The organism is Sphingopyxis witflariensis (assembly GCF_002205635.1).
Lineage (GTDB): Bacteria > Pseudomonadota > Alphaproteobacteria > Sphingomonadales > Sphingomonadaceae > Sphingopyxis > Sphingopyxis witflariensis.
The window spans coordinates 130,934-152,481 of sequence record NZ_NISJ01000006.1 but is presented as its reverse complement, the minus strand read 5'-3'; the positions used below and the strand labels follow the sequence as shown (position 1 = coordinate 152,481).

Annotated in this window: 22 protein-coding genes and 1 tRNA gene; 8 read left to right on the top strand and 15 right to left on the bottom strand. The window is 62.7% G+C overall.

Annotated elements, in window-relative coordinates; all coding sequences use genetic code 11:
* Positions 1-2 precede the first annotated feature (2 nt).
* From CDQ91_RS12680 to CDQ91_RS12665, 4 genes are read right to left on the bottom strand one after another with little or no spacing between them, the layout of a single operon-like run.
* Positions 3-719: an ABC transporter ATP-binding protein gene (locus CDQ91_RS12680; protein ID WP_088473090.1), complete on the bottom strand. Its 717-nt coding sequence runs from the start codon at positions 717-719 to the stop codon at positions 3-5.
* Positions 712-1,914: an ABC transporter permease gene (locus tag CDQ91_RS12675; RefSeq protein WP_088473089.1), complete on the bottom strand. Its 1,203-nt coding sequence runs from the start codon at positions 1,912-1,914 to the stop codon at positions 712-714. The genes CDQ91_RS12680 and CDQ91_RS12675 overlap by 8 nt, the downstream gene beginning before the upstream one ends.
* 10 nt (positions 1,915-1,924) lie before the next feature.
* Positions 1,925-3,106 (bottom strand): efflux RND transporter periplasmic adaptor subunit, encoded by a 1,182-nt coding sequence (locus CDQ91_RS12670; RefSeq protein WP_088473088.1) that lies wholly within the window; start codon positions 3,104-3,106, stop codon positions 1,925-1,927.
* A complete protein-coding gene (locus CDQ91_RS12665; protein ID WP_088473087.1) occupies positions 3,097-3,699 on the bottom strand; it encodes a TetR/AcrR family transcriptional regulator in 603 nt (200 codons plus the stop codon). Before CDQ91_RS12665 ends, CDQ91_RS12670 begins: the two co-directional genes overlap by 10 nt.
* 345 nt (positions 3,700-4,044) lie before the next feature.
* Here CDQ91_RS12665 and CDQ91_RS12660 point away from each other — a divergent pair.
* The 3 genes from CDQ91_RS12660 to CDQ91_RS21710 all read left to right on the top strand — a co-directional run bounded on the left by CDQ91_RS12660 (position 4,045) and on the right by CDQ91_RS21710 (position 5,993).
* Positions 4,045-5,216, top strand: a protein-coding gene (locus CDQ91_RS12660; RefSeq protein WP_088470872.1) for an IS3 family transposase whose coding sequence is annotated in 2 segments (ribosomal slippage) — positions 4,045-4,309 and positions 4,309-5,216 — 1,173 coding nt in all. Because the reading frame shifts where the segments join, the coding sequence is not laid out codon by codon here.
* 79 nt (positions 5,217-5,295) lie between these two features.
* Positions 5,296-5,784: a lytic transglycosylase domain-containing protein gene (locus CDQ91_RS12655; RefSeq protein ID WP_237245978.1), complete on the top strand. Its 489-nt coding sequence runs from the start codon at positions 5,296-5,298 to the stop codon at positions 5,782-5,784.
* A gap of 11 nt (positions 5,785-5,795) precedes the next feature.
* Entirely contained in the window at positions 5,796-5,993 is a 198-nt protein-coding gene (locus CDQ91_RS21710; protein WP_336579930.1) for a DUF5818 domain-containing protein, read from the top strand.
* Between the two features lie 15 nt (positions 5,994-6,008).
* Here the strand turns inward: CDQ91_RS21710 and CDQ91_RS12650 are convergent, their stop codons facing one another.
* The 9 genes from CDQ91_RS12650 to CDQ91_RS12610 form a co-directional block, all read right to left on the bottom strand.
* Positions 6,009-7,262: a tyrosine-type recombinase/integrase gene (locus CDQ91_RS12650; RefSeq protein ID WP_088473086.1), complete on the bottom strand. Its 1,254-nt coding sequence runs from the start codon at positions 7,260-7,262 to the stop codon at positions 6,009-6,011.
* A 178-nt stretch (positions 7,263-7,440) separates the two neighbouring features.
* Positions 7,441-7,517 (bottom strand) — tRNA-Met (locus tag CDQ91_RS12645).
* Positions 7,518-7,578: 61 nt separating this feature from the next.
* Complete coding sequence (locus CDQ91_RS12640; protein WP_088473181.1) at positions 7,579-8,064, bottom strand: 2'-5' RNA ligase family protein; 486 nt, start codon at positions 8,062-8,064, stop codon at positions 7,579-7,581.
* A 145-nt stretch (positions 8,065-8,209) separates the two neighbouring features.
* Positions 8,210-8,962: an alpha/beta fold hydrolase gene (locus CDQ91_RS12635; protein ID WP_088473085.1), complete on the bottom strand. Its 753-nt coding sequence runs from the start codon at positions 8,960-8,962 to the stop codon at positions 8,210-8,212.
* Positions 8,963-9,009: 47 nt separating this feature from the next.
* Positions 9,010-9,921: an endolytic transglycosylase MltG gene (mltG, locus tag CDQ91_RS12630; RefSeq protein WP_237245965.1), complete on the bottom strand. Its 912-nt coding sequence runs from the start codon at positions 9,919-9,921 to the stop codon at positions 9,010-9,012.
* Positions 9,922-10,214: 293 nt separating this feature from the next.
* Positions 10,215-11,474, bottom strand: coding sequence for a beta-ketoacyl-ACP synthase II (gene fabF, locus CDQ91_RS12625; protein ID WP_088473083.1), 1,260 nt, complete (start codon positions 11,472-11,474; stop codon positions 10,215-10,217).
* A 167-nt stretch (positions 11,475-11,641) separates the two neighbouring features.
* Positions 11,642-11,878, bottom strand: a complete 237-nt coding sequence (locus CDQ91_RS12620) for an acyl carrier protein (RefSeq protein WP_003039428.1) — start codon at positions 11,876-11,878, stop codon at positions 11,642-11,644.
* A 114-nt stretch (positions 11,879-11,992) separates the two neighbouring features.
* Positions 11,993-13,789, bottom strand: a complete 1,797-nt coding sequence (locus CDQ91_RS12615) for a tetratricopeptide repeat protein (protein WP_088473082.1) — start codon at positions 13,787-13,789, stop codon at positions 11,993-11,995.
* A 522-nt stretch (positions 13,790-14,311) separates the two neighbouring features.
* Positions 14,312-14,824, bottom strand: coding sequence for a DUF3617 domain-containing protein (locus CDQ91_RS12610; protein WP_158213672.1), 513 nt, complete (start codon positions 14,822-14,824; stop codon positions 14,312-14,314).
* Between the two features lie 104 nt (positions 14,825-14,928).
* On the opposite strand from CDQ91_RS12610, the gene uvrB reads away from it, so the two are divergent.
* From uvrB to CDQ91_RS12590, 4 genes are all read left to right on the top strand, one after another.
* Positions 14,929-17,115, top strand: a complete 2,187-nt coding sequence (gene uvrB, locus CDQ91_RS12605) for an excinuclease ABC subunit UvrB (RefSeq protein ID WP_088473080.1) — start codon at positions 14,929-14,931, stop codon at positions 17,113-17,115.
* 91 nt (positions 17,116-17,206) lie between these two features.
* Positions 17,207-17,581, top strand: a complete 375-nt coding sequence (locus CDQ91_RS12600; RefSeq protein ID WP_237245964.1) for a type II toxin-antitoxin system RelE/ParE family toxin — start codon at positions 17,207-17,209, stop codon at positions 17,579-17,581.
* Positions 17,556-17,846, top strand: coding sequence for an addiction module antidote protein (locus tag CDQ91_RS12595; RefSeq protein ID WP_088473079.1), 291 nt, complete (start codon positions 17,556-17,558; stop codon positions 17,844-17,846). The genes CDQ91_RS12600 and CDQ91_RS12595 overlap by 26 nt, the downstream gene beginning before the upstream one ends.
* A gap of 103 nt (positions 17,847-17,949) precedes the next feature.
* A complete protein-coding gene (locus CDQ91_RS12590) occupies positions 17,950-19,458 on the top strand; it encodes a S10 family peptidase (protein ID WP_088473078.1) in 1,509 nt (502 codons plus the stop codon).
* A gap of 181 nt (positions 19,459-19,639) precedes the next feature.
* On the opposite strand, the gene CDQ91_RS12585 is transcribed toward CDQ91_RS12590, so the two are convergent.
* Complete coding sequence (locus CDQ91_RS12585) at positions 19,640-20,086, bottom strand: hypothetical protein (RefSeq protein ID WP_237245963.1); 447 nt, start codon at positions 20,084-20,086, stop codon at positions 19,640-19,642.
* Between the two features lie 79 nt (positions 20,087-20,165).
* On the opposite strand from CDQ91_RS12585, the gene CDQ91_RS12580 reads away from it, so the two are divergent.
* A complete protein-coding gene (locus tag CDQ91_RS12580) occupies positions 20,166-20,864 on the top strand; it encodes an NRDE family protein (protein ID WP_088473077.1) in 699 nt (232 codons plus the stop codon).
* Positions 20,865-21,004: 140 nt separating this feature from the next.
* Here the strand turns inward: CDQ91_RS12580 and infC are convergent, their stop codons facing one another.
* Complete coding sequence (gene infC, locus CDQ91_RS12575) at positions 21,005-21,541, bottom strand: translation initiation factor IF-3 (protein ID WP_088473076.1); 537 nt, start codon at positions 21,539-21,541, stop codon at positions 21,005-21,007.
* Between the last annotated feature and the right edge of the window lie 7 nt (positions 21,542-21,548).

Sequence of the window (21,548 nt, the reverse complement as noted above, 5' to 3'; positions counted from 1 at the left end):
TATCAGGTCCGGCGCGCGGGGGAAGCCTCGAGCTGCAGCTCCTCGATCGTCACGCCATCCCGGATATTGTAGAGCCTGCGGAAGGTCGGAATGATCTTCTCGTCATGCGTGACGATGATGATCGCCGTGTCGAACTGCCGGGCCATGGTGTTGAGCATATCCACCACCGCGAGCGCCCGGACTCCATCGAGCGGTGCCGTCGGCTCATCGGCGAGGATCACTGGCGGCCGGTTGACCAGCGCGCGGGCAATGGCAACCCGCTGTTGCTCACCCCCTGACAACTGCGACGGCATGGCCGCCGCGCGGTGCGCCACGTCGAGCGCCTCCAGCAGGTCGCGCGCCTCTTTGCGGGCAACCGCGTTAGGCTTGCCAGCCAGCATCGGCAGCAGGGCGACATTGTCCGTCACGTCGAGGAACGGGATCAGATAGGGCGCCTGAAAGATGAACCCGATCAGGTCGCGGCGCAGCGCGCGCAGATCGCCCACTTTCCAGCCATCGTCGTAGATCACCCTGTCGCCGATGGTCATGCGGCCGGAAGTCGGCTCGATCACCGCGCCCAGACACTTGAGCAGCGTGCTCTTGCCCGAACCGGACGGGCCGATCAGGCCCACGACCTCACCCTTGGCGACCGACATGTTGACGCCGCGCAGGGCGTGGACGGCGGTGTCGCCTTGGCCATAGGTCTTGACCAGGTTGTCGATGCGGATGCCTTCAGCCACCGATGGCCTCCGCCGGATCGACTTTCAGCGCGGCATGAATCGCCAGCAGGCTCGCCAGCGCGCAGATCGCCATGACGGCAAAGAACCCGCGCAGGGAATCGGCCGGCAGCAGCAGCACGTATTTGGGGAAGAACGGCGCCCAGAAGGTCGCTGCGATCTTGCCGACGGCAAAGCCGATCAGGCCCAGACCCAGCGCCTGTTGCAGGATCATGCCGGCAATCGTGCGGTTGCACGTGCCGATCAGTTTCAGCACGGCGATCTCGCGGATCTTGCCGATGGTCATGGTGTAAATGATGAAGGCGACAATCGCCGCGCTGACGATGGCGAGGATAACCAGGAACATGCCGATCTGCCGCGCCGAATTGGCGATCATCTTTTCAATGAGAATCTCCTCCATTTGCGCCCGGGTGTAGACGGTCACGCGCTGCCAGCGGCGGATCGTGGCAGCGACCTCCTCGGCATCAGCTCCGGGCACGACAGTCACCAGAACGGCGTTGACATTGGTGCTGCTGGCCTGCGCGGCGTTGACCGCTTCGGCTACCGCCGGATTGCCCGGCGGGTTCAGGAGCGGGCTGGATGCGTTGCGCGCCCGCTGGCGGACGATGGCATCGGCATCCTTTTCGAACTGGGCTTCCTGCGCGTCCTTGAGCGAGAGAAACAACATCGGATCGCCTCCGGACGAGACCATGCGACTGGTCAGCCCGACAATGCGATAGGTGTTGCGGCGCACCGTCACCTCATCGTCGATGGCAAAACCGGTCTTGACGTCCCCCACGGCCTCGTAATGTCCCTGCACGATCCGGCGCCCGGCGATCAGGTGTGGCGGCTGGCCCGGCTCGCCCGGCTCGGCGACTTCCGCACCAACCACCATGACCCGCACATCCTTGCCCTCGTGCGCAATCTGCATGGTCAGATAGGTAACGCCGGCCGCGCGATCGACCCCGGCCATGGCGCGGATCGGGCGTTCTGTATCCTGGTTCAGGCTGGATGGTTCGGCATAGGGGCCAAGCGTATCCTTCTGCACCACCCACAGATCGGCGCCGCTGTTGTCCAGCAGGGCCTGGGCGTCATCGATCATGCCGCGATAGACGCCGGCCATCGACAGGGTGACACCGATCAGCAGCCCAAGCCCCACGCCGGTCAGCACGAATTTGCCCCAGCCATGCAGGATGTCGCGGCCGGCAAGACTGATCATGGCAGCCCCCTCATGGCAGCTTGTCGACCACCGTGATGCGGCTGGATGCCGTGAGCGGCCGGGCGCTGTGCAGGATCACCTGCTCGCCCCTGGTGAGGCCATCCAGCACCTGAACCCAGCCGTCGGCATCTTCTGCGCCGAGCTTCAGGGGCACGAATTCCGGATCGCCTTCACGCAAGGTCCACACGCCCACATCGCTGCCGATGCGGTGCACGGCGGCATTGGGCACGGCGAGCGTGCGACTTCGTGCGGGTAGGCCCACAGTCACTTCGGCGAGTTCCCCGATGGGTGGAAGCGCCGAGCCTGCATCGAAGCTGACCTTGGCAAGCACTTCTTCGGTTACGGCATCGGCCACCGGCTCGACCCGCAGGATGGAGCCACGCAAAGGGGTGTCGATCCGCGAACGCAAGACGATGCGTGCCGGAAGGTCTGCCGTGATGCCGCCTGCGCGAGTCTGGTCGAAGCGCGCATTGACCCAGAGCTCCGCCGGATCGACCATTTCGATCACGGCCTGTCCGGCTACCACGGTCGTCCCCGGTTCCGCCACGCGGCGGACGACCAGTCCGGCTTTCGGCGCCACCAGGCGCAAATTGGATTTCTGCTCCTGCAGGGCTGCGCGCTCCGCCCCAGTCCGACCACGGTCCTGGGACGCAGCCGCCCGATTGGCCTGGGCCGCTGCCAGCCCGGCTTGGGCTGCTGCCAGTGCCTGGCGGTGCTGGTCAAGCGCCGCGCGGGTCAGCCAGCCGCCTCGGAACAGCTCTTCGCCGCGCGCTGCTTCGCTGCGCGCCAGGGCGAGACGCGCGCTGGCATCGGCCACCTGCGAGGCAGCTGCCGCCTCCAGTGCGGCAGAGCGACCCGCGCTGCCCGATGCTGCGGCGATGCGCTGGTCGAGATCGATCGGGTCGATCATGGCCAGCACCTGCCCGGCTTCGACCCGCTCGCCCACGTCAACCGCCAGGCTGGCGACGCGCCCCGGCGCAGTCGGACCGATCCGGTGGGTATAGCGCGCTTCCACCGTGCCGATCCCGAACAGGGCCGGCGTGATCGCGCGCTCTTCAGCTCTGACGACCGTTACCTTGACCGGGGCTAGCGGACCGGAGCGGAGGGCGACGAAGCCAAGCAGGAGCACCAGGGCGGCCAGCACGGCCATCAGCAGAAGGGCGCGGCGGCTTTGCGGCAAGGCTATGCGCATTGCGAGGCTCCCAGGCTCTGTTGGAACAAGCCGAACAATCGCCGGGCAAGGACCGGCATGGCCGTAAAATCATCGACCGCGAGACCCTGCATGACCATGCCTTGCACCATGGCGAGGAACAGCACAGTCGCGGCTTCAACATCAGTGGTGTCCGCGATAGCACCTGCCTCGCGGGCAGATTGAAGTTCGCGGGCTACCCTTGCCCGGTATCCTGCCATCAGCTGGCGGGCGATGATCTTGGTCGGGGTGTCGCCGGCGCGCTGCAGTTCGCCGAATAGTACGCGCGGCACGCCCGGCTGCTCGATGACGAAATCGACATGGGCGGCCAGCATCGCCTCGAGCCGGGTGAGCGGCGGGCTGTCCGGAAGGACGTCGAAGCGGTGGTTGAGTTCGCCACAGGTCCATTCGAGCACAGCGGTCCAGATCGCCATCTTGTCCGGAAAATGCCGGAAGAGCGCGCCCTGAGACACGCCCATGGCTGCGGCGATCTGCCCGGTGGTCATTGTGGCCGGATCTTGGCTGGCGGCGAGGTCAATGACGGCCGCCACGGTCTCGGCCCGGCGCATTTCGGCAGAAAGGTAGGGACGGCTCATAGGCATATCCTGCCATAATGAAAGCGTTTGGTCACTTTTCTTTTTCGCTGCCTTGCCTATGGTGCAGCAAGCTCAGAGGAGACCCGAAATGGCTAACGCCCCTGCCCACCATGCCGATGCCTTGATATACGAAGACTGGGCGGGCGAGATGGGCGCGCGCTGGCTCGCCAACCTCACTGGCTTCGAGAACACGATTGCTCCGGCCGGCGAGGCGCTGATGGCCCATGCTGCCTACCAGCCCGGCGAACGGGTCGTGGACATTGGCTTCGGCGGCGGTGCTACTGATCTGCCCCCTTCTGAGTGGTCCAAAATTGATGATATTTTGGATTACGAAGGAGATTATGAATGCCGAGCAAGAAGCATCGCCCGGAAGAGATTATTGGCAAGCTGCGTGAAGCGGAGGTTGTGCTGGCGCAGGGCGCCACGACGGCTGAAGCGTGTCGCCGGATCGCGGTCAGCGAGCAGACCTATTATCGGTGGCGCAAGGAATATGGCGGCCTGAAAACCGACCAGGCGCGTCGGATGAAGGACCTGGAGAAGGAGAATCTTCGGCTTCGGCGTGCGATATCCGACCTCACTTTGGACAAGCTGATATTGCAGGAAGCTGCCCGGGGAAACTTCTGAGCCCCGCGCGCCGAAGGCGCTGTATCGACCACATCAGAACGATGATTCCGGTGTCCGAGCGGCGGCTCTGCCGCGTACTCGGGCAGCACCGATCGACACAGCGCAAGGCGCCCCGCGGGGCAGATGACGAAGCGGCTCTTACCGAGGATATCATTGCGCTGGCGCGGCAATATGGTCGTTATGGCTATCGCCGGGTGACGGCGTTGCTGCGCGATGCGGGGTGGCATGTGAACCGCAAGCGAGTCGAGCGCATCTGGCGACGCGAGGGGCTGAAGGTGCCGCAAAGACAACCGAAACGCGGGCGGCTCTGGCTGAATGACGGATCGTGCATCCGGCTTCGGCCAGAGTATCCCGGCCATGTCTGGTCCTACGACTTCGTCGAGGGCCGCACCCACGATGGTCGCAAATATCGTATCCTGTCGATCATCGACGAGGCGAGCCGGGAGTGCATGGCGTTGCCCGTGGCGCGTAAACTCAAGAGCGACGACGTGCTGGCGGCGCTGGCCGAACTGTTCGTCACGCGCGGGCCACCAGCGCATATCAGGTCTGACAATGGGCCGGAGTTTATTGCCACGGCAGTGCAGGAATGGCTGGCGAAGGTCGGTGTGAAGACGCTCTACATCACGCCCGGATCGCCCTGGGAGAATGGCTATTGCGAAAGCTTCAACGGATCGCTGCGCGATGAACTGCTCAACGGCGAAATCTTCTACTCGCTCGCCGAGGCCCGGATCCTGATCGAGGCCTGGCGGCGACATTACAACACCGTCCGGCCGCACAGCTCGCTGGGATATCGGCCACCGGCGCCGGAGGCCGTTCCCTCGCCAGTGTTGCCCTCCGGTTCCGCTTCGCTCCACCTACGGCCAACACTGGCGAGGGAGGCGTCAATGCACTAACAATCCACCCGGACCACTCGGTGGGGGCCGGTCACGCGTTGCAGAAGGGACTGATGGCTTCCTTCTCGTCGAACATGGCATTTGGAGAAAGCCTCCAACGGCCTCGTCCGAGCCGCCGGCTACCGATGCGGGTCGAACCTATCTGCCCTATCGATATCCAAAGCCCCAAGGCAGCGCGCCATCGGGATTCCGTCGGGCAAGCTACCTTCCTCATGTTTACGCTGCTGAGGCGCAATACTCGCTACCAGGTGGCCTTCTCGACGCTCTTGTATGGACGGAATCACGATATAATCCGATGGCCATCAGCAAGGCCGGGGCCGCAGGTTTGGGGCAATTGATGCCAGGGACAGCGCGGGACCTTGGCGTTTCAAATCGCTTCGATCCAATGGCGAACATCTTCGGTGCGGCCAGGTACCTACGCCAGATGCTGGACAAGTTCGGGGTAGTTCATCTGGCCCTTGCCGCCTACAACGCGGGTCCAGGTGCCGTCGAGCGCGCAGGCGGTATTCCACGCAATGGTGAGACACCGGCCTATGTGCGCGAAGTGCTGCGCCATTGGCGTTTTTGAACGGGGGCGTTGTGAGTGCGGGCCGAATACGCGTGTCGGGGACGTTAAGCCGCGGTAGACGCGGAATGTTCCTGACCACAACAGACGAAGTCGTATGGATCATCGAAAGTGACGAACCCGAATGTGAGTTCGTTGGGTTAGAGGTGACTGTCGAAGGCGTTGTCGCAGGCCGAGATCGTTTGCGCGCCGACTGGATTGGACCTCTCTGATTGACGCCATCGTTATCAGGCTGCCCGTTTGCCTGCCTTCTTGATGTCGATCACCTTGCCACCGCTCAGATAATCAGCCCAATCCTGCATCATCCGGCGCCGGGGAGCCAGATATTCAGCGGCATTGTAAGCTCCACGCACGTCGTTTTTCTCCGAATGCGCGAGCTGTAGTTCGACCCAATCCTCATGGTATTTCCTGATCCACATGGGCGGCTTGCCAAACTCGACCAACTGCTCATTGGCCCAGGTGCTCGCCAAGCCCCGGAAGCCGTGCACGGTTTGGCGGCTGTGGTATCCAAGACGATAGAGCGCGTAGATCATTGTGTTCTCTGACAGCGGCTTGTTCGGGCCGTTGCCGGGGAAGAGAAACTCGCCAGGCGCTGCTGCTATCATAGATTTCGCGATGTGCGTTGCCTGCTGCGAGAGGGGCACCAAATGCTCTCGTCCCATCTTCATTCGCTCTACTGGTATGCGCCAGACAGGTGATTTGCCGCCCAGGTCTTCAAACTCGGATTTGGCGGCGAAGCGGAGCTCCTTGGTTCGAACCCAAGTCAGGAGCGCAAAGAGAACTGCGTCACGGGTGATCGCGGACCGTCGTTCGCCCTCTTCCTGGTAGGCATGCAGCTTGTCGATGAATGCGGGCAATTCGCTGAGCGGCAGCCGGCTCATATGCTTCACTCTTGGTCGCGGCTTTAGCGCCCCACGCAAATGTGTCGTCGGATCGTTCGTTGCCAAGCCACACGCGATCGCAAACTGGAAGACTTGCCCCACCCCTTGCTTTGCACGGCGGCTGATATCGAGCGCGCCTCTTGCTTCGATCTTGCGGATCATTGCCAGCACGTCGGGCGCCGTGATTTCATGCACGAGTTTCTCGCCGATGGCTGGAAGAACGTCCCTTTCCATGCGCGACCAGACGCGTTCGGCATGCGCGGCATTCAACGCGCTCTTTCGATTTTCATGCCAGCGCTTTGCGACCTCGAAGAAGGTGGCTCCCTCCTGCGAGATCACTTCCCCCTTGGATTTCATTGGATCCTTGCCCTCGGCTAACAACGCCTTTGCGGCTGTGCGCTTGTCGCGCGCTGCAGCTATCCCGAGGTCTGGGTAAGCGCCGAACGAGAGCAACTTCTCCTTGCCCGCGAAGCGGTACTTCATCCGCCACAACTTTGACCCGTTCGGCTGGACGAACAGGAATAAGCCCTCCCCGTCGGCCAGCTTGTAGGCGCGCTCGCGTGGCTTGGAACTTCGGGCATGAATCTCCGTGAGAGGCATTGGGGGTATCGCTCCTTTCCGATACTCCGCGAAAATACCCCCAAAATACCCCCACACCAAATCTGGCTGCATGTGGAAGACAATGGGCGCATGCGGACGCGAATCACCCGCAACCCTCTGCTTTTCTTTCGATTTATGGAAAAATGCGGAAGCTAGTGGAAGCTTCCGGATCAAGGATTGGTAGCGGAGGAGGGACTTGAACCCCCGACACCCGGATTATGATTCCGGTGCTCTAACCAGCTGAGCTACTCCGCCCCGAAAGGCCGCCGCGATGGGCGAGCCGCGCCTATAAGCAGGGTGTCGCGCGCGGTCAACATCATCTGCGCGTCCCGCGAAAATTACGTGTCGATGCCATTTCCCACGGGCCGCCGCGGTAATGATGGATTGCCAGGCCGGAAATCATGAGCGGTCGCGAATGAAAATCGCGTGCGAGTTCGGCCAGCAATGCGCGCGCTTCGGCGGGCGCGACCTTGTTCTGGACCGTGATGTGGAGTCGCGGAACGCCCTGATCCTGCGCCGTGAGCGCGCCGGTGAAATGGTCGGCGATATGTTCGCGGACCGCGAGCAGATCGGGACTGTCTATGCGAAAGGCGACGCCGGTGCCCAGCGAATAGACGTCGCGGAGCGCAGCCGCAGGCGGCGGCGTGTCGGCGGCGATACGGCGAATCAACCGGTCGAGCTCGCCCAGGCACGACGGTGGCAGCTGATGAAACAATGTGATGTGGGCGCGAAGCTGATTGCGTTCGGGCGGGAAATGCGCGGCACGCAGCGCGTCGAAGTAGCGCTGGTCCGCCGCACCCATCGTCGCGGTCACGATGATGGGTGCGGCGCCAGCGGCCTGGACGGGAGGGGGGAGGCCCGGGCCAGCTATCTCAAGCCGCCCAGATAGGGTTGCCCGGCGCACGGGTCCAATGGAGTGCGCCGGTCACACTGATGGGATATGTCGATCACAGACCGCCCCAGAAGGCGTGTAGCGCCGCCGCGACCTCGGTGGGCCGCTCGGCGATCGCCCAATGCCCTGCCCCTTCGACTACCGCCAATGGCGTGCCGGTGTTGGCGGCGAAGCGCTGCGCGACCGACAGCTCGACATAGGGGTCGTTCGCGCCCCACACCAGCTGACCGTTTGCGGGCAGTTTGGGAATATCGCGCGCCCAGTCATGTTCGAAGCTCAGCCCCTTGGCCGAGCGATAGAGGCTGAGGATCGCGCGGCGCTTGTCCTTATTCACCCACTGCGCCGCCTCTTCGGCGGCGATGTCGGCGGGCATCCCTTGCCCCGCCAGCCCCTTGGCGAGCGCCGCAGGCCGACTGATCGCCATGAAGACTTCGCCGAGGATCGGCGTGTTCCAGATGCGCGCGATGCGGTGACCGCGATAATCCGGGTCGATCACCGCATTGGACACTGCCCAACTGCGGAAGAGGTCGGGGCGTAGCATCGCGGCGCGCTGCGTGATCAGCGCGCCCCAGTCGTGCCCCACGATATCGATCGGACCGTGCGCCGAGAACAAGTCTTCGGCCTGCCCCACCGCCCAATCGGCATAAGCTTCCTTGGTCGCGGGAAAGCCCGCGGGGAGCGGCCCGGTGAAACCGGGGAGCGCCGGCAACGCGACCGGCGTATCGCCGAGATTGAGCGCCGCAAGCAGCGGGCGCCAGATTGCGGGACTGTCGGGAACGCCGTGGAGAAACAGCTTCGCGGTGGTCATATCTTCCCTCCCCTAGCCGCCGCCTTCGCAGGGGCGACGTCCTAACCTTATTCCATCTCGCCCCGCTCGCGGCGCAGCTGATACCATTTCTGCACATTGGCATTATGCTCGGCCAGCGTCCGTGCGAAAATATGGCCGCCGTCGCCCTTTGCGACAAAAAACAGATAGTCATTCGGTTCGGGATCGAGCACCGCGGCGATCGAGGACTTTCCGGGGTTGGCGATCGGTCCCTTGGGCAGCCCGATCATGCTGTAGGTGTTGTAACCGTTCACCGCCTGAATTTCACTGCGCAAGATACGGCGGCCGAGCGGCTTGCCCTTGGTGATCGGATAGATGATCGTCGGGTCGGCCTGAAGCCGCATGCCGACCGCAAGGCGGTTGGTGTAAACCCCCGCGACGGTGCGGCGCTCGGCGGCGACGCCGGTTTCCTTTTCGACGATCGAGGCCAAGGTAATCGCTTCGTTGCGGTCCTTGACCGCGGTGCGCGGGCTGCGCTTGGCCCAAAGTTCGGCGAACGCCTTGTCCATTGCTGCCTGCATGCGCTTGACCACGGCGGCGCGGCTTTCGCCAGTGGTGAAGGCATAGGTATCGGGAAGTATGCTGCCCTCGGCGGGCACCTCGACCTTACCGGTCAGCCGCTTTTCGGCCATCAGCCGGTCCCAGACCATGATCGATGGCATGCCCTCAGGGATCATGACGAGCCGCTGGACGGTCTTGCCCGATTGCAGCAGTTCGAGAATGTCGCCCGCGTCCATCCCGGCCTTGATCTCATATTCGCCGGGCTTGATCGGATCGTCGCCGCCGAAAAAACGCGCTTCGTTGCGGAAGCTGGAGGCCGAAACCGCACCGGCTTCTTCGAGGATCTGCCCCGCCCTGGCGATGCTCGCACCCTGCGGGATGACGACGACCGTATCCTCTGGCGCACCGCCCGAGCAGGCGGCGAGCAGAAAGGCCAACATCGTGATCATTAGCCAGCGGAACGGATGCAAGACATTCTCCCAAACAACGCAAAAGTGACAAAAGTTACGGACGAACGCGCCAAAAACCGCCGCCTGACGAAGCTGGGCGACGGGGTGATAGAGCATGGCAGCGCAATGGTGGAAAGAGGGTTTTCAATCCTCCCTGTCGCGAAGCGATGGGGAGGGGGATCGCCGCGAAGCGACGGTGGAGGGGCGCTGAGGTTGCGGCCCCTCCATCAGCCCCTGCGGGACTGCCACCTCCCCATCGCTTCGCGACAGGGAGGATAAGGCGCTTAGTCGATAGCCTTGACGATGACGCTGGCGTTGGTTCCGCCAAAGCCGAAGCTGTTGTTGAGAGCGGCCTTGACCTTGCGCTTCTTGGCGACATGCGGGACGAGGTCGACACCTTCGGTGCCCTCATCGGGATTGTCGAGGTTGAGCGTCGGGGGGACGATCTGGTCGCGGATCGCGAGGATGCAGAAGATCGTCTCGACCGCGCCGGCACCGCCGAGCAAATGGCCGATCGCCGATTTGGTCGAGCTCATCGATACGTCGCCGATTGCGTCGCCGAACAGGCGCTTGACCGCGCCGAGTTCGATCGTGTCGGCCATGGTCGAGGTGCCGTGCGCGTTGATATAGTCGATGTCGGCGGGGGTCATGCCCGCCTTTTTCAACGCCATTTCCATCGAGCGGAACGCGCCCGAACCTTCGGGATGCGGCGCGGTGACGTGATAGGCATCGCCCGACAGGCCGTAGCCGACGACTTCGGCGTAGATCTTGGCGCCACGGGCCTTGGCATGCTCATATTCCTCGAGCACGACGACGCCAGCGCCCTCGCCCATCACGAAACCGTCGCGGTCTTTGTCATAGGGACGGCTCGCCTGTTCGGGGCGGTCGTTATAGCTCATGTTCAGTGCGCGTGCCTGCGCGAAGCCCGCGATACCGATCGGGCAGATCGTCGCCTCTGCGCCGCCCGCGAGCATGATGTCGGCATCGTCGTCGCGGATCATCCGCGCGGCGTCGCCGATCGAATGTGCCCCGGTCGAGCAGGCGGTGACAACCGCATGGTTGGGCCCTTGCAGGCCATATTTGATGCTGACCTGGCCCGAGATCAGATTGATCAGGCGGCCGTGGACGAAATGCGGCGAAACGCGGCCCGGGCCCTTTTCGGCGAGCAGCAGGCTTTCGCTTTCGATGCCCGGCAGACCGCCGATGCCCGAACCGATCGAGCAGCCTGCGCGCAGCTTCATTTCATCGGACATGTCCTCAAGACCCGCGTCTTCGATCGCCTGACCGGCGGCATCGATACCGAAGATGATGAAGGGATCGACCTGACGCTGCACCTTGTGATCGACTCGCTTGGCGGGGTCGAAACCATATTCATGGTCGGGGCCCTTCACCTCGCACGCGATCGTGCATTTCTGGTCCGACGCATCGAAATGCGTGATCGGACCCGCGCCCGATTTGCTGGCGAGCAGGTTGGCCCAAACGGTTTCCACATCGGCGCCCAGCGGCGTCACCAAACCCAATCCCGTCACCACAACCCGGCGCATAATCAGTCCTTTCGTCGGCCACCCGCCGCAGCGGCATGGCCCAAATATAGTTCAGCGCGTACCCAAGAAAAAGGCTTCCCGGTCACAGCGCATAGGCTCTGGACCGGGAAGCCGGAAACGCGTGGGCGGCGTCGCCGCCGCGTCCGGCTGGGCCGGACCGGGCCGCTTTAGCCCTTGTTCGCTTCGATATAGTCGATCGCGTCCTTGACGGTCGCGATCTTTTCCGCCGCATCATCAGGGATTTCGACGCCGAATTCTTCTTCGAACGCCATCACCAGTTCGACGATATCGAGGCTGTCGGCACCCAGATCATCGATGAAGCTCGCTTCCTCGGTGACCTTGTCTGCTTCGACGCCGAGATGTTCGACGACGATCTTTTTTACCTTTTCGGCCGAATCGCTCATGCACAGTTCCTTTTGCTGACTATGTCGTGAATGTTGAAAAATGCCCTAGAGCGCAGCAGCGAAGCTGGCAAGAGGGCTGGCGACAGGTCGCAAACGCATAAAGAATATGTGCGTTTATTCCCCAGGCCGCACGCGCAGCGCCGCGCGTGCGGGAACCGCCGCCGCCGGGACGACGCCCGAATCGCGTAGCGCCGCGGCGGCGCGCTCGATGATAACCGGGGTAATCATGAACTGGCGCAATATTTTTTCGGGCGGCGCGTTCGCCGGCTGTTTCGTATAATCGGTCAGTCGCCGCCATATCCGCCGTGCCGCAGCAACGTCGCCGCCACGCGCCACAACGATCGCGCGCGTCATCAGATATTGCGGCTCCATTTTGCTCGGCGACGGAATCTGGTCGAGGACATGTGTCGCGCGCTCCTGCTCGCCGCGTTGCGACAGGACAAAGGCCAGCGCGACGGCGGGGACGCCCGGATAGGAAGCGTCGAGGTCAAGCGAACGCTGCAACAGGATTTCGCCGTCGGCCATCTGGCCGCAGGCAAGTTTGAACAGCCCCAGAAAGCCCGCCATATCGGCATCATAGGGGTTGAGCGCTACGGCGGCGCCACCCATCGCATTCCCGCTCGGGCAATTGCCGGCGTAAAAATGAGCGCGTGCCATCGCAAAAAGCCCCGCCGATGTATTGGGGCCGCTTTCATAAGCACGCTCGGCGAGCGAGCGCGCCTCCGCCAACGCCTCACTCCCCTTGGGCGTACCGCGCAGGGGTTGCCAGTCGCCATAGCGCAGCAACGACAGCGCATTGAGCGCGAACGTGTCGAGCGGACTGGCATCGAGTGTAGCGCGCAAACAGCGATCGACCTGCCTGGCGGTCGTCGGACTGCGCATCTGGCGCATCCGGTTGAATTGCGCGACGCACGGAAAACCGGCAGCGAAATTATCGGGCTGACGCTGAATCTGGTCGCGCACGATCACGCCATAATCGCCGGCAATCTGGGCTATCGCGGGTTCGAGCCCGGTATATTCGGGCACCTGATCGGCAGTCAGGCGCAGCTGCTGCGACCAAATGGTTCGCTGATCCGCCACGCGATTGAGCACCAGCGTGATATCGACAGGCCCTTCGAGCGTCCGAACCAGCGAAGCATCGAGTCGATAGTCGGCGCGCGGCACGGGGGTGGTGCCGCCCGGCGCCTTGGCGCTGAGCAGATCGACGAGATCGAAGCGCCGCAATCCGTCGCGCAGCTTGCCATCGAGCGCACGGGCAAGCGCCCGCGACAACGGCGTTTCGCCCGCAGACGGCGCACTGACCTCGAGAATCGGCCTGGCCACCGGTTTACCGGCGAACAGGCGGTTCGGGCCATCGAACACCCACCAGCCGGTAAACAGCGCGAGCCCGGCGATGATGACCCCCACGGCCCAAAGACCCAGCCGCGATCCCGGCGCAGCGGAAATGCGGAGCGGTGGCGATATGGCAGCCGAAACGGAGGGCGTCGTCGCCTCCTTGGCGACCGCGCCCACACCCGCGGCACTGGCCTCCGCCGACCGCGCAGGCGGCCCAGAGCGATATTGCACCACGACTTCATAACTTCCCTGCGGCACGCGCAGGCGGTGGACCCATGGGGTGTCCGAATAATAGCGATCGAGCAAGCTGCGCAGTCGCCCGACCATCACCCGCGGATAGCTGTCGACGGCGGGATCGAAATCGGCGCTGCGGCCGAGCGCTTCGGTCGCGATCGCATAAGCTTTGGGCGACGCGCGGCCACCGCGCAGACGATGCTCGACCAAAAACTGAAGCAGGCGCGACAGGACGGGCGAGCGAACGAAAACCGGCGAGTCCAGCAGCTGCTGAAGCTCCTCGGCAATGATCCGGTCGGCGTCGCCGCCGTGCTGCGTTTCATTCGCTTTCGCGTCGTCCATGCGACCCCTCAAATGCCCCCGAACGAGCTGCGCGGTAGATACGCCAATCAAGAAGCACGGCCAGCCGTTGTTACTAGCTTGTAACGGTAACAGATTGGCCAAACCCCTTATCAGAAAATACAGGCCGCGCCAATCGGCCCCAAAAAACGTCGAACAAGGTTAACAAAGAGTTATCAACTGGCGACATGCGGCAACGTGACCCCATGTAACTGCCCGCCCCTCGCACATTCTGCGATTATCTCATCGTCGCGGTGTCCCCCCACAGTGCCGCGGTCCACCCTGGGACATGTCTCGGTTGGACGAATTGAAGCCGGTGGGCCGAAGAGCGCGAGCTGGTCCCTGGCGCTTTTCGAATCTCCCCCGGCTTCATGAACAGTGACTTCGCCGGACGGTGAGGCAGCCCCACCTGCTGACCCGTCCGGCAAGTCCGCCACCACCCCTTTCAGCGACACACCATTGCCCAACGCGAAAGGGCGCCGGCATAGCCGACGCCCCCCCGGTTTTTCTCGTGGCGAATGACGCTTAGCCCGCGACCGGCGCGGCGCCCGCCTTGCACGGGCCGGTGTGGGTGGCGACGTTCTGAATGACCATCTCCATATCCCCGCCGGTCGGCGCCTTGCCCTTGATCGTGGTGGTGACGTCGCTCTTCTTGGCTTCCATCGTGCCGACCATCTTCATGTCGATGGTCTGCCCCTGCGCGGTGCAGGTGCCGGCGATATCGATCTTGCCGCCCGCAACGTCCTTTTTCGACCATTTGCATTCGCCGCCGCCGGCCTGCGCCTTGGACAGTTCGGCCGCCAGATCTTCCTTGTCGACCTGTTCCTGGCTGAGGCACTGATCAAGGCCGCTGGCGCCTTCCATCATCTGCTTCATGCCCGCCTTCATCTCGTCGGGCATGCCGGGAACTTCAAACTTCACCAGCTTGACGTCGTTTTTCCAATTGCCGGCTTCGCGCTTGACCGGGCCGTCAGCCTTGCCACAGCCAGCCACGGCCAGCACCACGCCGAGCGCGGCGATCGTCATAAATTTCTTCATAAATTGCATCCTCCTGTTGGATAAGATCGGAAACCCGGATGGGCCTATTTGGTTGCGAACCATTATGATTGTCGTTGGGCGCCCTCGATACCATATTGGCAGCAATGGCAATTCAGATTCGTACCTCGCTCGAGGAAATCGACACCAGCGGCGACTATGTCCCGCACCGTCCCGCGCGCCCCGAAAAGGTCGAAGGCGGCAAGCGATTCGAACTGGTTAGCGAATATGAACCAGCGGGCGACCAGCCCACGGCGATTCGCGAACTCGTTTCGACCGCGCTCGACGGCGAACGCGATCAGGTGCTGCTGGGGGTCACCGGGTCGGGCAAGACCTTCACCATGGCGAAGGTCATCGACGAGTTGCAGCGCCCTGCGTTGATCCTCGCCCCGAACAAGATCCTCGCGGCGCAGCTTTATGGCGAGTTCAAAAGCTTTTTCCCGAACAATGCGGTCGAATATTTCGTCAGCTATTACGACTATTACCAGCCCGAGGCCTATGTGCCGCGGTCGGACACCTATATCGAGAAGGAAAGCTCGGTAAACGAAGCGATCGACCGCATGCGCCACTCGGCGACGCGTGCGCTGCTCGAACGCGACGATGTCATCATCGTCGCATCGGTGTCGTGCATTTACGGCATCGGCTCGGTCGAGACCTATTCGGCGATGATCTTCGATCTGAAAAAGGGTCAGGTCGCCGACAATCGCGAGATCATCCGCCAGCTTGTCGCGCTTCAGTACAAGCGCAACGACGCCGCTTTTGCGCGCGGCAATTTCCGTGTCCGCGGGGATAGTCTGGAAATTTTCCCGTCGCACTATGACGATATGGCATGGCGCGTCAGCTTCTTCGGCGACGAGATTGAGGATATTGTCGAATTCGACCCGCTGACGGGGAAGAAGATCGCTAGCCTCAACTATGTCCGCGTCTTTGCCAATTCGCACTATGTGACCCCGGGGCCGACGCTGAAACAGGCGAGCGAGGCGATCAAGCATGAGCTGACCGAACGGCTGAAGGAGCTCGAAACCGAAGGCCGGTTGCTCGAAGCACAGCGCCTCGAACAGCGCACCCATTTCGACCTCGAAATGATCGCCGCGACGGGCAGTTGCGCGGGGATCGAAAATTACAGCCGCTTCCTCACCGGCCGCCTGCCCGGCGAGCCGCCGCCGACCCTGTTCGAATATCTGCCCGACAATGCCCTACTCTTCGTCGACGAAAGCCACCAGACGATCCCGCAGATCGGCGCGATGTCGAAGGGGGATCACCGCCGCAAGATCACGCTTGCCGAATATGGCTTCCGCCTGCCCTCGTGCATCGACAACCGGCCGCTACGCTTCGCCGAGTGGGATATGATGCGGCCGCAGACGGTCAGCGTGTCGGCAACCCCCGGAACGTGGGAGATGGAACGCACGCAGGGCGTCTTCGCCGAGCAGATCATCCGTCCCACCGGGCTGATCGACCCGCCGGTCGAGATCAAGCCCGTCGAGGAACAGGTCGACGACCTGATCGTCGAGGCAAAGAAGACCGCTGCAGCGGGATATCGCACCCTCGTCACCACGCTGACCAAGCGCATGGCCGAGGATCTGACCGAGTTCCTGCACGAAGCGGGGCTGAAGGTCCGCTATATGCACAGCGACGTCGAGACGCTGGAGCGGATCGAGATTATCCGCGACCTGCGGCTCGGGGTGTTCGACGTGCTCATCGGGATCAACCTGCTGCGCGAAGGGCTCGACATTCCCGAATGTGGGCTGGTCGCGATCCTCGACGCCGACAAGGAAGGTTTCCTGCGCAGCGAAACCTCGCTGGTGCAAACGATCGGCCGCGCCGCACGCAATGTCGACGGCCGCGTCATCCTCTATGCCGACCGCATCACCGGCAGCATGGAACGCGCGATGCGCGAAACCGACCGCCGCCGCGAAAAGCAGCACGCCTATAATGTCGAGCATGGCATCACCCCGACGACGATCAAGCGCAACATCGGCGACATCATCGCGCATGTCGCGTCGAAAGACAGCGTCACCATCGACATCGGCGACGACAAGCCTGCCCACATGGTCGGGCATAACCTTCGCGCCTATATCCAGGACTTGGAAAAGCGCATGCGTGATGCGGCGGCGGACCTAGAGTTCGAGGAAGCCGGCCGCCTCCGCGACGAAATCCGCAAGCTGGAGGCGGATGAGTTGGGACTGCCGGTGGACGAACAGGTCGCGCCGAGGGTTGGCCGCAGCAATGAGGGCAAACCGGGGACGCGCAAGGGGCGCTTCGGGAAGCAGAGCAAGACGAAGTGGGGGCGGTAGGACGCACCAAAGCGAACCATGCAATTTGCCAAATAGCAGCCGCTGACGGCTGGATGTAGAGAATCAATCCAATGCTAGGAATCGTCAAACGATGGCGATGGAATTGGATTGGATTGACATGGTCGAAAATGTCCTCTATAAAGGACAAGGCTTCTCGCTGGAGCAGTCCGACGATTTCGCCCGCTGGCTGAAAAAGTTGCGCGACCGCCATGGGCGACTGCGCATCATTAAACGGCTGCGGCGACTCTCCGACGGACAATTCGGCGATTGTCAGTCGGTGGGCGATGGCGTGCACGAACTGCGCATGTTCTTCGGTCCCGGCTATCGCGTCTATTTCATCCAGCAGGGCGACACGGTCATCGTGCTGCTGGCGGGTGGGGACAAGGACAGTCAGGCGGGCGACATTGTCCGTGCCAAGGCGTTTGCCAAGGAGTTTGGTTTTGGGAACGAAAACGATCCCCTTTGACCCTGCGGACTATCTGTCCTCCGAAGCCGATATTGTCGATTATCTCAAAATCTGGATGGAAGATGGCTCGCCGCAGGAAATCGCGCGGGCCATCGGCGACGTTGCGCGTTCGAAAGGCATGAGCGAAATCGCGCGCAAGTCAGGTCTTGGACGGCAGGCGCTCTACAATGCGCTGTCGGAGAATGGCAATCCGACGCTGGAGACACTGACCGCAGTCCTCGACGCGCTCGGCCTGCAATTGTCGGTGCAACCCAAAGCCGCCTGAGCGCTACCGCTTCGACAAAAGCCCATTTGTAACCGACAAGTAGCCTTGCCGCCCTTCCGTGCGCTGCATAGGGTCGCCCCCGAAAACCGGGGAGTTACCATTAATGAAAACGGGTCTGTCGCTTATTGCTCTGGCGCTTGCCGCCGCCGCGCCGTCCATCCTCCATGCGCAGAACGCGCCCGCCGCCGACAAGGCGAAGGCCGAAAAGCCCGCCGACTATGAACCGCAGATTCGCACCACCAAACTCAGCGGCACGTTCGGCGGGCAGCGGATCAACTATGCCGCGACGATCGGTGAGACGATACTGAAGAGCAAGGACGGTACGCCCGAGGCGGCGATCGTCACCACATCCTATGTCAAGGAACCCCGCGACCCCGCTCGCCCGGTGACTTTCCTGTTCAACGGCGGTCCCGGATCGGGCACCGTGTGGCTGATGATGGGGGCGTTCGGGCCGAAGCGCGTTGCGATCCCCGGCGATGCACGCGATGATGGCGCCCCGCCCTATCCGATCGTCGACAATCCCGACGCGCTGCTCGATGTGACCGACGTCGTTTTCATCGACCCGCCGGGCACCGGCTTTTCGCACCTGATCGGCAAGGCAAACCCTGAGGATTATTATGGGGTGACGCAGGATGCGAAGGCTGTCGCCCAGGTCATCCGGCTATGGCTGAACAACAATGGCCGCTGGAACAGCCCCAAATATCTGGGCGGCGAAAGCTATGGCACGACGCGTTCGGCTGCGGTCGCCAACCAATTGATGAATGAGACGTATAATGACGTCGCGCTCAACGGCATCATCTTGATCTCGACCGTGCTCGATTTCGCGGCGGGCGCCGACACGCCGGGCAACGAGCTGTCGCCGATCACCAACCTGCCCTCGATGGCGGTGACGGCGCTCTATCATGGCAAGGCGACCGGCGCCTCGCCCGAAGCCTTTGCCGAGGAAGCGCGGCAATGGGCGATCGGTCCCTATGCCACCGCGCTGCTCAAGGGGCAGAAATTGCAGGGCGAGGAGCGCGCCGCGATCCGCCGCGACCTCGCGCGCTTTACCGGCCTGTCCGAAACCTATCTGGAGAGCGCCGACCTGCGCGTCACGCCCAGCCGTTTCTACAAGGAGCTTCTGCGCGACCGCGGGCTGACCGTTGGACGACTCGACAGCCGCTATACGGGCAAGGATTATGACAGCGCGGGCGAAGAGCCCGACAACGACCCCAGCTTCTATGGCATCGACGCGGGCTACACCGCCGCGATTAACAGCTGGTCGCGCGACACGCTGGGGTTCAAGACCGACCGCGAATATCAATCAATCGGCAGCATCGGCGGCCAATGGGACTGGCGGCTCGGCGGGCGCGACACCAACGCCTATCTCAACGTCGCCCCCTATATCGGGCAGGCGCTGCGCGAGAATTCAGGACTGAAAGTGCTGGTTGCGCAGGGCTATTATGATTTCGCGACGCCTTTTTTCGCGGCCGAATATGCGCTGTCGCGCACCGGCATACCGCAGGACCGCATCCGCTATACCTATTATGACGCGGGTCATATGATGTATATTCGTGACGAAGATCGCCACAAATTGTCGGCGGACATTCGCGCCTTCATCCGCGCGCGGTGAGCCGAAACTGCAACCTCCCTGCTGCCTGACATTGCTTTGAATCGTCATTGCGAGGAGCGAAGCGACGCGGCAATCCAGAGTGGTGCAAGGCCGCCCTGGATTGCTTCGCTTCGCTCGCAATGACGAGCGCAATTAGTCTTGGATCAACATTGAATCCCCCTCCCGCTTGCGGGAGGGGGATTCAGCGCAGCACGCCCGCTGCGGCCTGACGCCGCGCGTAAAGATAAAGCGCGATGGCGATGATCCAGATGACCGCCATGAAGGACAAGGGACCACTGCCGAACAGGGCGATGAACTCGGCCTTCGCCACAAGCAGTTGATGCGCGGTGTGCAGGACAAGCCCGATCAGCGAGATCAGAAAGACGGTGACGGCGTGGCGGCTGCGCATCAACAGCAGCACCGAGCCGAAGAAGGCGCCCCAAACGCCGAGCGCCCATCCGATATTCGCCCACAGCGGCAGCGCGTCGAACCACGCGACCTGCTCCGCATTGAAGCCCGTCTGCGCGATATACCATGCGTTTTTAAGCTTGAAGCCGATATAGTCCGAAATGCCGATGCTGTTCCACAACAGCGACACGACCCCGACGATCCACAGATGCACGGGCGTTTTAACAGCTTGCGTCATCATATTCTCCCCCTCCAGAAAGATGACGCGACATTATCATGCCCGGCTTGGCAAATCATCCGCAAAGCGCGATAGGCGCGCGATGTGCGTCGTCGCCCTTGCCTGGCATAGCCATCCAGACTGGCCGCTGATCCTGATCGGCAATCGCGATGAATTTCATGGCCGCGCTAGCGCGCCGCTCGCGTCGTGGAACGACGATAGCGGGATCATTGCCGGACGAGATTTGCAGGCGGGTGGAACCTGGCTGGGCGCACATGCACCGACCGGGCGCGTCGTCGTCGTAACCAACGTGCGCGGCGCCCTGCCCGATCCCGCGAAGGAATCGCGCGGTGCGCTGGTGGTCGACATGCTGCGCGGTGACGGGCGCTTCGCCGATCCGGCCGAAGCCGATCTCGACCGTTTCAATGCGTTCAACCTGTTCGCGGTGGGCGGCGACGAAGCGCGGCTGCTGACCAACCGGCCGACCCCGCAGATCGCACCGCTGGCGCCCGGCGTTCATGCGCTGGCGAATGAGCCAACCGACACCCCCTGCCCGCGCGCCGAGCGACTGCGCGTGGCGCTGGAAGCGGCGATAGCAAATCGGGCAGACCCCGGCGCGATGCTCGACCTGCTGACCGCTGAGGATGATCCCGCCCTGTTCCTGCGCGGCGATGTCTATGGCACGCGCTGTACGACACTGCTCGCGATCGCCGCCGACGGCGGCGCACAAATGGTCGAACGCCGATACGAAGCGGGCGGCCGTCCCGCTGGAACGACCGCCCTGAAATTTTCGATCGGCTGATAATCCTCTCTGTCGCGTAGTGATGGGGAGGTGGACCGCTCGCGAAGCGAGTGGTAGAGGGGCCAGCGTAAAAGCCCCTCCGTCAGCGCTTCGCGCTGCCACCTCCCCATGCCTGCGGCACAGGGAGGATCTTAACGCGCCTATTTCGGTGCGATAACCATCAGCATCTGACGGCCTTCGGTGCGCGGGTGCGCCTCGACCTTCGCAATTTCCGACGTCAGTTCGGCAACGCGCTGGAGCACGTTGAGGCCGAGCTGGGTGTGGCTCATTTCGCGGCCGCGGAAACGCATGGTCATCTTGACCTTGTCGCCGTCGCCAAGAAAATCGAAGACCTTCTTCATCTTGGTATCGAAATCATGATCGTCGATATTCGGACGCATCTTGATCTCTTTGATTTCCTGGGTCTTCTGGCTCTTGCGCGCCAGATTCGCCTTTTTTTGGGCTTCGTATTTAAACTTGCCCACGTCGAGGAATTTGCACACCGGCGGATCAGCGTTCGGAGAGACTTCAACCAGGTCCAGTCCGACAGACGCGGCCTGTTCGATCGCTTCGGCAGTCAGCATTACGCCCAGATTTTCACCTTCCTCGTCGATCACGCGGACCTTCGGGGAGGCGATAAATTCATTGTATCGCGGGCCATTCTTGGGCGGTGTTTGTCCAAGTGGGCGACGGGTCATGGGCGGG

Bases quoted from the DNA above. Each gene is read 5' to 3' on its own strand.
- CDQ91_RS12675 (WP_088473089.1), bottom strand. From the start codon at position 1,914: ATGATCAGTCTTGCCGGCCGCGACATCCTGCATGGCTGGGGCAAATTC.
- CDQ91_RS12670 (WP_088473088.1), bottom strand. From the start codon at position 3,106: ATGCGCATAGCCTTGCCGCAAAGCCGCCGCGCCCTTCTGCTGATGGCC.
- CDQ91_RS12665 (WP_088473087.1), bottom strand. From the start codon at position 3,699: ATGAGCCGTCCCTACCTTTCTGCCGAAATGCGCCGGGCCGAGACCGTG.
- CDQ91_RS12650 (WP_088473086.1), bottom strand. From the start codon at position 7,262: ATGCCTCTCACGGAGATTCATGCCCGAAGTTCCAAGCCACGCGAGCGC.
- CDQ91_RS12640 (WP_088473181.1), bottom strand. From the start codon at position 8,064: ATGGGTGCGGCGGACCAGCGCTACTTCGACGCGCTGCGTGCCGCGCAT.
- CDQ91_RS12635 (WP_088473085.1), bottom strand. From the start codon at position 8,962: ATGACCACCGCGAAGCTGTTTCTCCACGGCGTTCCCGACAGTCCCGCA.
- mltG (WP_237245965.1), bottom strand. From the start codon at position 9,921: ATGTTGGCCTTTCTGCTCGCCGCCTGCTCGGGCGGTGCGCCAGAGGAT.
- fabF (WP_088473083.1), bottom strand. From the start codon at position 11,474: ATGCGCCGGGTTGTGGTGACGGGATTGGGTTTGGTGACGCCGCTGGGC.
- CDQ91_RS12620 (WP_003039428.1), bottom strand. From the start codon at position 11,878: ATGAGCGATTCGGCCGAAAAGGTAAAAAAGATCGTCGTCGAACATCTC.
- CDQ91_RS12615 (WP_088473082.1), bottom strand. From the start codon at position 13,789: ATGGACGACGCGAAAGCGAATGAAACGCAGCACGGCGGCGACGCCGAC.
- CDQ91_RS12610 (WP_158213672.1), bottom strand. From the start codon at position 14,824: ATGAAGAAATTTATGACGATCGCCGCGCTCGGCGTGGTGCTGGCCGTG.
- uvrB (WP_088473080.1), top strand. From the start codon at position 14,929: ATGGCAATTCAGATTCGTACCTCGCTCGAGGAAATCGACACCAGCGGC.
- CDQ91_RS12600 (WP_237245964.1), top strand. From the start codon at position 17,207: ATGGCGATGGAATTGGATTGGATTGACATGGTCGAAAATGTCCTCTAT.
- CDQ91_RS12590 (WP_088473078.1), top strand. From the start codon at position 17,950: ATGAAAACGGGTCTGTCGCTTATTGCTCTGGCGCTTGCCGCCGCCGCG.
- CDQ91_RS12585 (WP_237245963.1), bottom strand. From the start codon at position 20,086: ATGATGACGCAAGCTGTTAAAACGCCCGTGCATCTGTGGATCGTCGGG.
- CDQ91_RS12580 (WP_088473077.1), top strand. From the start codon at position 20,166: ATGTGCGTCGTCGCCCTTGCCTGGCATAGCCATCCAGACTGGCCGCTG.
- infC (WP_088473076.1), bottom strand. From the start codon at position 21,541: ATGACCCGTCGCCCACTTGGACAAACACCGCCCAAGAATGGCCCGCGA.